This window comes from Bacteroidia bacterium, from assembly GCA_037045145.1.
In the GTDB taxonomy this organism is placed as follows: Bacteria; Bacteroidota; Bacteroidia; order AKYH767-A; family OLB10; genus OLB10.
Genome location: JBAOIA010000012.1, coordinates 936485 through 948178, shown reverse-complemented (window position 1 = coordinate 948178; position 11694 = coordinate 936485). Strand labels below are relative to the sequence as shown.

General features: G+C 36.6%; 9 protein-coding genes. 6 read left to right on the top strand and 3 right to left on the bottom strand.

Annotated elements, in window-relative coordinates:
- The 6 genes from V9G42_13465 to V9G42_13440 all read left to right on the top strand — a co-directional run bounded on the left by V9G42_13465 (position 1) and on the right by V9G42_13440 (position 5340).
- On the top strand, positions 1–348 hold the full coding sequence (locus tag V9G42_13465) for an Hpt domain-containing protein (GenBank protein MEI2760432.1): 348 nt from the start codon (positions 1–3) through the stop codon (positions 346–348).
- Positions 349–384: 36 nt separating this feature from the next.
- The gene (locus V9G42_13460; protein ID MEI2760431.1) at positions 385–906 is read left to right on the top strand and encodes a response regulator; all 522 of its coding nucleotides are present in this window, start codon (positions 385–387) and stop codon (positions 904–906) included.
- Between the two features lie 12 nt (positions 907–918).
- Entirely contained in the window at positions 919–1404 is a 486-nt protein-coding gene (locus tag V9G42_13455; protein ID MEI2760430.1) for a hypothetical protein, read from the top strand.
- Between the two features lie 241 nt (positions 1405–1645).
- Entirely contained in the window at positions 1646–1873 is a 228-nt protein-coding gene (locus tag V9G42_13450) for a hypothetical protein (protein MEI2760429.1), read from the top strand.
- A gap of 288 nt (positions 1874–2161) precedes the next feature.
- Positions 2162–3046: a pirin family protein gene (locus tag V9G42_13445; protein MEI2760428.1), complete on the top strand. Its 885-nt coding sequence runs from the start codon at positions 2162–2164 to the stop codon at positions 3044–3046.
- A gap of 29 nt (positions 3047–3075) precedes the next feature.
- Entirely contained in the window at positions 3076–5340 is a 2265-nt protein-coding gene (locus tag V9G42_13440) for a cation:proton antiporter (GenBank protein ID MEI2760427.1), read from the top strand.
- Between the two features lie 255 nt (positions 5341–5595).
- Here the strand turns inward: V9G42_13440 and leuS are convergent, their stop codons facing one another.
- The 3 genes from leuS to pheT all read right to left on the bottom strand — a co-directional run bounded on the left by leuS (position 5596) and on the right by pheT (position 11634).
- Entirely contained in the window at positions 5596–8364 is a 2769-nt protein-coding gene (leuS, locus tag V9G42_13435; GenBank protein MEI2760426.1) for a leucine--tRNA ligase, read from the bottom strand.
- Positions 8365–8425: 61 nt separating this feature from the next.
- Positions 8426–9193 carry an alpha/beta fold hydrolase gene (locus tag V9G42_13430; GenBank protein MEI2760425.1) on the bottom strand — a complete coding sequence of 256 codons (768 nt, stop codon included), beginning with the start codon at positions 9191–9193 and terminating at the stop codon, positions 8426–8428.
- A complete protein-coding gene (gene pheT / locus V9G42_13425) occupies positions 9193–11634 on the bottom strand; it encodes a phenylalanine--tRNA ligase subunit beta (protein MEI2760424.1) in 2442 nt (813 codons plus the stop codon). The genes V9G42_13430 and pheT overlap by 1 nt, the downstream gene beginning before the upstream one ends.
- Between the last annotated feature and the right edge of the window lie 60 nt (positions 11635–11694).

The window sequence follows — 11694 nt, the reverse complement described above, 5'->3', positions numbered from 1 at the left end:
ATGGAAAAAGTGACCAACCTCGATTTTATTAAGGGATTCAGTAAAGGCGATATGAGCCGTGTAAAAAAGTATATCATGATGTATATACATAGCGCTGATGAAGAAATGCCTGTTATAGAAAAATCTTTTCAAGAGAAAGATTATAAGAAGTTAAAAACGTCTTCTCATACCCTAAAGTCAATTGCCGGTTATATGGGAATGGACCATGCACAACAACTGTTAAAAAAGATTGAAGACAGTGCGTCAAATGAGAGTGTTACTGAGCAGATGTCTCAGGATATTGCAATGCTGAAGGAGATGATAACTTTATCAAAAGCTGAACTAAAAGCATTTATAGATCAAAATTAATTTGTATTCTTGTCATGCTAATACTACTGTCATAATATGTCAAAAAGCTCAACAACAATATTTATCATTGATGATGACCCAATGATGCAAAGTATGCTTAAAGATCATCTGTCGGCAATGTCAAACTTTACCATTCACACTTTTGCTACAGGTGAAGAGGCATTGGCTTCTGGCCAGCTGGTTCCTGATATAGTTTTCCTTGATTACAACCTCGATTCTAAAATTGCCAATGCTATGGATGGAATAGATGTTTTAAGAGAGATAAAGTCAAAATATCCTGCCACAGAAGTTGTTATGCTTTCCGGTCAGGATAAAATTGAAGTGGCAGTGGACACCATGAAATATGGGGCATTCGACTATATTGTAAAAGGCGAAAGCGCATTCTATCGTGCAGAAAAGACAGTTTTCAATCTTTTTAAACTGTCGCAATTGAAACGGAATGCCGGTATGTACAAGGTTTTAACAATAACTTTTGGTGTAGCCTTTCTGATTATGATTATTTTGGTTATCATTCTAATAAGTAAAGGGATGATTTCTGATCATGTGGGTTGGTTTTAGCATTTGTAATAAATGAAAACAGTTCTCGCTTTTTTATTGATTGTTTTTTTGACCTCATGCCGAAAAGAAGAAAAATTCCCTATTGAACCTGTATTAACATTTAAGTCTGTTGATTTTTATGAAAAGAACAGTTTTTATTTAATTACATCTTTTACTGATGGTGATGGTGATATTGGGCTGAGTGATGCAGACACATTTCCACCTTTCGACCCTGCCAGTCATTTTTATCACAATTATTTCTGCGAATATCAGCAACTGATTAACGGCAATTGGACTCCCGTTAACTTTAATATTCCTTATTACTACCGTATTCCAATACTTACACCCAAGCAGCGTAATAAAAATATTAAAGGAGATATCAGGGTTGATGTAAAAAACTTCTTGAGCTTTTCCACTAATGGTGTAGCAGATACATTTCGTGTTGAGGTTTCTGTTGCAGACCGTGCTTTACACGAAAGCAACAAGATAATGTCTGATATATTTGTTATTTATAAGTAATGATTTTTTGAGGTTTCTTATCTGTGTTTTAACTTTTATCAGAATCTTTAAATTAATTTATCAAACATCAGTTTAAATTGTGGAGTGAATTTGAATAAATAAGCTTACTATTGTTAAAACCTGAATTAGTAAGAATTTGTTGGTATTAAAAGAACAAATAAATTTGACACACTAACTTCAATGTCTAAAGTACAAACTGAATACACCAAGCCATTTTACATTTTTTTTATTAATTATGCCCATGGGTATTAGTCAAGGTTTTGTAACAGCCACATTACCTTACATACTCACACAAAACAATTTTCCTGTTTTTTACATGACAACATTCAATGGGTGGACACATGATAAATATGGTAGTAGATTTATGCTGATTGCAGAGGCTCTCATCGGAATACTTGTTGTCTTGATTTTTTTCTTTGTCTTTAAACAATTGCAAAATAAAAAATTGGTTCTGGATAGAATTGAATAACATTCTGACTTACTGATGCTTTAGGATTTCTTCTTGCTGCATAATTTTTGAGAGTATTCGTTAGAATCAGTTTCATTATTTAAAGTCTAATTATATTGTAGCAATAACCTTTGGCCGATACTTTGATTTTTTTAAATATTTAGCTTTGGACAGTGAGCTTTGATGGTTATTATTGTGTACACTTTAAGAAGAATAAGTAGATAATTTCATATATTTGACAGCTAACACCACTAATTTTTATATTAATATTTGTAGATAAATACAGAAATAACAACTTCACACTTAAGCATGTCAAACATCAGTTTAGTAATAGAAGAAAGAGCTGCAGAAATCGGAAATTTTTTGGTTGGCCGATTGCTCCCATTTCGACAGAAACGAATGGTTGGACCGTTTATCTATATTGATCATATGGGTCCGATTAGAATGAATAAGCGAAGCAATTTTGATATTCTACCTCATCCACATATAGGCCTTTCAACACTAACATATTTATTTGAAGGCAATATTATGCATCGCGACTCTATAGGTAACGAGATAGAAATAAAACCCGGGGAGGTCAATTGGATGACTGCCGGTAAAGGAATAGTTCATTCCGAACGAACACCGGCAGCACTACGCAATTCTGAAAAGCACTTGCATGGTCTTCAAATTTGGGTGGCATTGCCAAAAAAATTGGAAGAAATGGATCCTGAGTTCTATCATGTTTCTCAAAATGCAATTCCATGCTGGGATCAGGATGGTCTTCAAATCAAATTAATTGCAGGCGAAGCATTCAATCGAAAATCTCCTGTACCTGTTTATAGTAAGCTATACATGTTAGAAATAAAAAGTAATCAAAGAAAGAAAGTTTCTATAGGAAATTATTTGTTTGGAGAGTCTGGTTTATACATTCTCGAAGGGGGCATTGAAAGCGAAGGTAATGTTTTTAAGCCCAATCAAATGTTGGTGACGAGAGAAAGCAACTTGTGCGAATTCAATATTCTTGAAAAAAGTACAGTTTATATTTTCGGGGGTGAACCACTTGAGGAAGAGTGTTTCATTGACTGGAATTTTGTTTCATCAGACAGAGATTTAATAGCAGCAGCTAAAATTAAATGGAAGGAACAAACTTTTGAAAAAATACGTGGCGAGACGGATGAATTCATACCTTATCCTATGCTTTCTGCAAAATAAATATTAATGAATTATTACAAAAGTCGTAAATGAACCACCTTCCACATCTGATTGTAGATTTAGCTCTTGTATTGTTGGCAGGATCAGCAACCATTCTGCTTTTCAAAAGAATAAAGCAGCCTCTTGTACTTGGATATATCATTGCAGGATTTTTAGTTGGTCCTCATTTCAAGCTTTTTCCAACAGTTATTGATATTGAAAGTATTGATGTTGTTGCAGAACTTGGTGTAATATTCTTGCTATTTGGATTAGGTCTTGAGTTTAGCTTTAAAAAGTTGATGAGAGTCGGTGGCTCGGCATCCATAACTGCATTTGTCGAAATTGCTTTTATAACGATTGCCGGTTTTCTATTAGGAAGATGGTTGCAGTGGTCAGTGATAGACAGTTTATTTCTTGGGGGGATGTTGGCCAGTTCGTCCACTACAATCATCATCAAAGCATTTGATGAACTTGGAGTAAAAACTAAACAATTTGCCCGTGTTGTTTTTGGGGTATTAATAGTAGAAGACATTGTAGTAATTTTACTGATGGTATTACTTTCTACTATTGCTGTAACAAAGCAAATTGAAGGTGGTGAAATGATTTTTATTGTCCTCAAACTCTTGTTCTTTCTTTCACTGTGGTTTATCATGGGTATTTTCTTGATTCCAACATTACTGAAAAATGCAAAGAAGTGGTTAGACGATGAGAATTTGTTAATACTCTCCATTGGGCTTTGCTTGGGAATGGTTGTACTAGCTGTACAGGCAGGTTTTTCTGCCGAACTAGGGGCATTTATAATGGGAAGTATCCTGGCAGAAACCACTTCCGCTGAAAAAGTAGAACACCTTACCAAACCAGTGAAAGATTTGTTTGGCGCAGTCTTTTTTGTGTCAGTAGGTATGATGATAGACCCGCAAGCCATCATTGATCATAAATGGGCAGTAGTTGCAGTAACTCTTCTTACACTTTTTGGAAAAATTTTAAGTACTTCAATAGGTGCATTAATTTCAGGGCAGCCATTGAAGCAATCACTTCAGGTTGGTTTTAGTATGGCGCAAATTGGAGAGTTTGCTTTTATTGTTGCTGCTTTGGGAGCATCTTTAAAAGTTACTTCTGATTTTCTCTTTCCAGTAGCAGTAGGGGCATCAGCTATCACCACATTTACCACCCCTTACCTGATAAAATATACAGAACCTATCTATAAACAGATTGAAAAATTGCTGCCTACAAGATGGGTAGAGAACTTAAACAGACTTTCATTTGGAACTCAAAAAATTCAATCAGCAACAGGATGGAAAAGTTTACTTGCAGCTTATAGTAGGATTGTGACGATAAATGGTATCATCCTCTTGGCATTAGGACTACTTTTAGATCGGTTCTTAATTCCATATTTTAACACAATTCAGATTAACGAAAGTGTCAAAGCTTTTGCTGTTCCGGCAATCTCATTGGCCGCTGGTGCTCCCTTTATTTGGGCTATTGTGGCGAGAAAGCCAAATCATCCGCACTATAAGAATTTATGGTTAAGTAAAAAAGAATTTCGCACCGGTCCATTATTAATAATTGAGTTGACACGGGTTGCAATTGGAGTTGCATTGATAGCCGGATGGGCATTGTACTTTTTTAAACCAATTATAGCACTCTTAGTAGTTTTGCCTTTAACCCTAATCATATTCAGAGTATTTGCGATATATCTTCAAAGATTTTACAAAAAAATAGAAGGAAGGTTTATTACCAATATAAGTGAAAGAGAGAACATAGAGTATCATTCTACTTCTGCCAGCTTAAACAGGAAAAATTCAGAGGTGCAAAGTTTTTTATCACCGTATAATGCACATATTGTTCAACTTGAGGTTCCTGCCAATGCTGCTTTTATCGGTAAAGAACTATGGCAACTTGCATGGAGAGAAAAATATGGTGTAAACATAGTTTACATCAGAAGGGGGGATAAAATTTATCATATTCCTGGTCGTAATCAAATATTATTACCTTTTGACGAGGTAGGCGTTTTAACTACAGATGAACAAATACAAGTGTTCAAGTCAGTCTTTGAAAGTCCGGTAGTAGATGACACAGAACATACATCACTTGATGACATTGGTGTTTTTCAATTGACAATAACTGAACATCATTGGCTCAACGGAAAATCAATTCGTAGTTCAGGCATCAGAGAAAAAGCATTAGGTCTTGTAGCAGGAATAGAAAGAAACGGAGAACGAATTTTAAATCCTGACTCAACAATGATATTTCAAACAGATGATCTAGTCTGGATTGTTGGGAATGTTAAAAGAATGAAAGAACTAAAAATTTAATGACCGTGGAAAAATTAATTAATTTCGAAAGTGTATTTTAATTAATTGCTTCAAATTTTTATAAACAACAATAATGTATTTTAATATACACCAATCCATCAAATGATTTTACTACAATACAACTGTGCCTCTCGATGGTTTTAAATATTCAAATTATATTCTTGTCCATAAACCAAGCTCTTTCAGGAAGCCTGTCTGATTGCTGTTTTCGAGTTCTTGTATTTATCAATAAAAATTAACCTATTGCTCAAGAATCTAAATCACCACATTAACAATTCTTCCCGGAACTACAATAACTTTTTTAGGGGCATTACCATTTGTCCATTTTTGCATCTCTGCTGAAGCCATCACTTGTTTTTCTATTTCTTCCTTGCCAATACTTAAAGGTAACTGAATTTTAAATCTTGTTTTTCCATTTACAGAAACCGGATAATCAAATTCGTTTTCTATTAAGTACATTTCATTCCATTGTGGGAAGGTTGCACCGGAAACAGTGGTGTTGTGACCAAGCAACTGCCATAATTCTTCTGCAATGTGTGGTGCATAAGGAGAAAGTATGATTGCTAAAGGCTCAAGCACTTCACGTTTATTGCATTTTTGTTCCGTTAATTCATTCACACAAATCATGAATGTACTCACAGAAGTATTGAACGAAAATTTTTCAATATCTTCCTGAACTTTTTTTATTGTTTTATGAAGTGTTTTTAATTCAGATTTTGTTGCAGCTTCATTACTTACTTCAAATTTACCATTGTTATGATACAGTTTCCAAAGCTTTCTTAAAAAGTTAGATACACCAGCAATACCATTTGTGTTCCACGGTTTGCTTTGTTCCAATGGGCCCAGGAACATTTCATACATTCGTAAACAATCTGCACCATAATTTTCACAAATCAAGTCAGGGGTTACAACATTATACCACCGTTTACTCATCTTTTCAACGGCAGTTTCACAAATCAGTTTTCCATTCTCCGTCACAAATTCAGCTGTTGCAAAGTCATCTCTCCAATTTCTCAGACCTTCAATGTCAACTTCTGTGTTGTCCACCAAATTAACATCAATATGTATGAGTGTAGTATTGTAATTAGATTTTAATCCAGACGAAATAATTTTATTGCTTGCAACTTCGCGATGCACCATACATGAGGTGCCTTGTATCATACCCTGATTGATTAACTTTTGTGCAGGCTCGTCAATGTTTATGTGTCTTAAATCTTTTAGTGCCTTAGTCCAAAAGCGTACATACAACAAGTGTCCGGTTGCATGTTCGCTGCCACCAATATAAAGATCAACATTGTTCCAATAGCTCAATGCCTCTGCAGAGGCAAAAGCATTGCTGTTGTTTGCATCCATATAACGCAAAAAATACCAACTGCTCCCTGCCCATCCCGGCATGGTTGTGGTTTCTAAAGGAAACAGATTTTTGTATTTCCAGTTTTTGGCTCTGGCCAATGGCGGCTCACCGGTTTCTGTTGGTAAAAATTTATCTACTTCCGGTAGCACCAGAGGTAATTCATTCTCAGGAATAGCTACCGGAATATTGTCTTTATAATAAATCGGAATGGGCTCACCCCAATAACGCTGACGGCCAAATACAGCATCACGCAGACGATAGTTTGTTTTTCCTTTACCCAGATTTTGTTTTTCTATTTCCGCTATGCATCGGCTAATGGCAGTGCTAACATCCAAGCCATTTAAAAAATCGGAGTTAATTAATTTTCCTTCTTTAACATCCCATGAGCTTTTGCCAAAGTCATGTATTACAGTTGGTTCTATTACTTGTGGTTTATTGAGGTCAAAATGTGTTGCAAAACGATAGTCACGTTCATCATGCGCAGGAACAGCCATCACTGCGCCAGTGCCGTAACCGGCAAGTACATAGTCGCCAATCCAAACTGGAATTTTATTTCCTGTAAAAGGATGAATGGCATAGCTACCAGTAAATTTACCACTGATTCGTGTAACATCAGACTGACGTTCGCGTTCGTTGCGGTTTTTTGTTTTGGTAACATAATCCTGCACTTCTGCACGATGTGTTGGTGATGTGATTTTATCAACCAACTCATGTTCCGGAGCTAAAGTTACAAACGAAACACCAAATAATGTATCGGGTCGTGTAGTAAAAACTTCAATGAATTCATCAGAATCCTGCAAAGCAAATTTGATGGTTGTTCCGACTGATTTTCCTATCCAGTTGCGCTGTGCTTCTTTCAATGAATCGCTCCAATCAATATTTTCTAATCCTTGTAACAAACGTTCAGCATAGGCTGTAATGCGCATGCTCCATTGTTTCATCAGTTTGCGTTCTACAGGATGACCACCACGCTCACTAAGGCCGTCCTTTACTTCGTCATTGGCCAATACGGTGCCTAAAGCAGGACACCAGTTTACATAAGCTTCGCCAAGGTATGCAAGGCGATAAGCCATCAGTATTCCACTTTTTTCTGATTCATTAAAGTTTTTCCATTGTGCTGCAGTAAATATTTCTATCTCATCGTGAACAGCACTAATATCTTTGTTGCCGTTTTTTTCAAATTCTACAATCAGCGTATCAAGTGATTCGGCACGATTGCTTTTATTATTATACCATGCATCGAACAGTTTTAAAAAAATCCATTGTGTCCATTTATAGTAGGAGGAGTCAGAGGTGCGCACTTCTCTGTCCCAATCAAAAGAAAAGCCCATCTTATCCAACTGCTCACGATAGCGATGAATGTTTGCTTCTGTAGTAATAGCAGGGTGCTGCCCAGTTTGTATTGCATATTGTTCTGCCGGCAATCCAAATGAATCATACCCCATAGGGTGCAATACATTAAAACCTTTCAGTCTTTTATAACGCGCATAAATATCTGATGCTATATATCCTAACGGATGGCCAACATGGAGCCCGGCACCGGAAGGGTAGGGGAACATATCCAACACATAAAACTTTGGCTTGTCTGAATTATTCTCAACCTTAAATGTTTTGTTTACAGCCCAATATTGCTGCCATTTTTTTTCTGTTTCCCTGAATTGATAGTCCATTACTTGCGCTCTGAAATGATGCGCTAAAATACTGAAATACTGATGATGTTTGTATTGTTTATTAACTTAAAAAGTCACGCACGGTGGCAAGCATACATTCCGGGTTGTCGGCATGAACCCAGTGTCCGGCGTTCGCACAGGTTTTTATTTCTGCTTTCGGAAATAAGTTTAAAATTTCCGGCTTATCATCATCGGTAATGTAATTCGATTTTTCTCCTCTAATAAATAGTGTCTTGCCTTCGTATTTTTCTTCTGAAGCAATTCTTTCGCCTACTGAATCAATTTTTTCTGCAATCACATGTAGATTAAAACGCCATTGCAAGCGGTCGCCTTTCCAATATAAATTTTTAAGCAAAAACATTTTTACTCCGGCATCATCAAGGTAGCCAGATAAAATATGATCGGCCTCTGTGCGAGTGTTGACAGTATCGAGATCAACAGCCTGAAGTGCTTTAATTATCTGCTGATGATGTGGCGCATAATAGCGAGGTGCAATATCAACAACTATCAAAGATTTTAATATTTCCTGATGCTTCAATGCTAACTTCATAGCTACTTTGCCACCGAGAGAATGTCCCATGATGGTTACATTTTGTAAATCATGTTTAAGGATGAATGCAAAAACATCATCAGCCATTGAATCGTAATCAAAAACAGAGTTGTGTGGCGAGCTTCCATGATTTCTTAAATCAACAGCATAAACAGCAATATCATTTTCAGTTATTTGTTTTGAAAAAGATTGCCAGTTATCATTCAATCCGAACAAACCATGTAAGATTATTAGCGGTTGACCCTTACCAATGCTACGATAAAATAAATCAAGCGACATTATTTTCTGATTACTGCCCCCAGGTTTTTCTCAAAGGCTTTTTCAATCTTCTGCATTACTGATTCTATTTGTTTTTCAGTTAAGGTAGCATCATCATCAGCCAAAGTAAAACTCAGTGCATACGATTTTTTCCCTGCTTCAATTTTTTCACCTTCATACACATCAAAAATGTCAACCTGTTTCAACAATTTCTTTTCTTGTTTTAAGGCTAAATCTCTCAGGTCGGCATAGTTGATTTTCTGATCAAGCATCAGCGACAGATCGCGCTTTACCTCCGGAAATGGTTGTGGTAATTTGATTACTGTTTTATGTGACAAACTTTTTTCCAGCAAAATATCCATATTCAGTTCTGCAATATAAACAGGTTGTGCAATATCAAATTTTTTCAACATTTGTTTCTTTACTGAGCCAATGAATCCAAGAGTTGACTGTCGTTGCATAATGTTTGTATAGGTTGAAAACAAAGCATGACTATCCTGCACCCAATTTAAATGAGAAGTCATACGTGGCATTACCAGTTCTATTGCTTTTTCTGCGACTGATTTAATATAAAACAATGACGATTCTCTTTCTGACTTATGCCAATTAGGCTCATTTACCATCCCTGTCATTGCAACAACTAAATTGTTTGTTTCAGAAAGTTTTTCTTCATGCTGAAGATAAGTCTTGCCAAATTCAAACAACCTCAAATTACTATTTTTTCTGTTTATGTTGTAACTTATGGTGCTCAGTGTAGATGCAAGCATGTCAGGACGCAATATGTCCAGCTCCTTGCTTAAAGGATTTAAAACTTTCACAGCTTTATCACCTGTAACTGAGTGTGAAGAAGATACCAATGAATTATTTATCATTTCAAAAAAGCCTATGGCGCTCAGATGTTGTGAAATTTTATATTGCAAAGCGGGTTTTCTGTCGGGCGTGTGACTTGAAAATGATAAACCTGTTTTTTCGTTTAACGGAATGTGGTGGTAGCCATAAGTCCGCAAAATTTCTTCTACTACATCAGCCTGTCGTGTAACATCGGTTTTATATGTCGGTATGGAAATGGTTGCACCATTTGCATCACTGCTTTTGATGCCAAAGCCACAAAACTCCAACACAGAAAGCAGCATGTCATTACTAAAATTAATTCCTGACAGTTTATTTATTTTTTCAAAATTTACGTCTATGATACAAGGTTCTACAACTTCAGGATATAAGTCAATAACATCGGAAACAATTTTTCCTCCGGCAATTTCTTTTATTAGCAAGGCTGCACGTTTTAATGCATATAGCGTTCCGTTGGGGTCGGTTCCTCTTTCAAAGCGAAAAGAAGATTCTGTCTTTAAACCATGATATTTTGCCGCTTTTCGAACCTCGGCAGCATTAAACCAGGCACTCTCTAAAAATATTTGTGTGGTAGAAGCGGACACACCGGAGTCGGTGCCACCCATCACTCCGGCAATACATAACGGCTCTGATGCATTGCAAATCATCACTTCATCACCAGTCAGTTTTCTTTCAATTTGATCGAGTGTGGTAAATGCAGATGCCTTACCTGTTTTCTGTACAATAATTTTTCCTTTCACCTTTGCTGCGTCAAAGGCATGTAATGGTTGCCCGGTTTCAAACATCACAAAGTTGGTTACATCAACAATGTTGTTAATACATTTAACGCCTATTGACTGCAATCTGCTTTTCAGCCATTCAGGTGATTCACCAACTGTTATACCATTAATGGAGATACCGCAATATCTTTCACAGCCTGAATTTTTATCTACAACTACGTCAATTCGCAGCGCGTTGCTATCAGGTGCAAAAGCACTCACATCAGGCATGTTAAACTGTGCTTTAGCAGAATTCTTATTTTCTGCTTTTGCTCTTGTATTGATTACGGCAGCAAGGTCGCGTGCAACACCACCATGTGAGGCTGCATCAATACGGTTGGGCGTTAAACCTATTTCAAAAATGTGATCCTGTTTTATCTTAAACCATTCTGCCGCGGGTGTACCAGGCACTGCATTGGCATCTAACACCATTATTCCGTCATGTGCGTTTCCAAGTCCTATCTCATCCTCCGAACAAATCATTCCTTCGGAAGCCTGCCCACGTATTTTGGAATTTTTTATGTCGAATGGTTCACCAAAGGTTGGATACAATCGTGCACCATTTAAAGCCACTAATACTTTTTGTCCTTTGGCAACATTTGCTGCTCCACAAACAATTTGCAGCGGCATAGCTTTACCTACATTCACTTTAGTAACACTCAATCTGTCGGCATCAGGATGTTTTTCTTTTTCCAGCACTTCGCCAACTACCAATCCGCGCAGTCCGCCTTTAATACTGTCGGTTTCTTCCAGCGACTCCACTTCAAGTCCACTGCTTGTCAGTAAATGTTCAATTTCTTCAGGTGTTTGTTGCAACTTTATGTAGTCCTTCAACCAGTCGAGCGATATTTTCATTCTTATTTTTAATGAAAGTGAAAATGCAAAAATAAAATTATTCGGGCAGACAAAAATAAA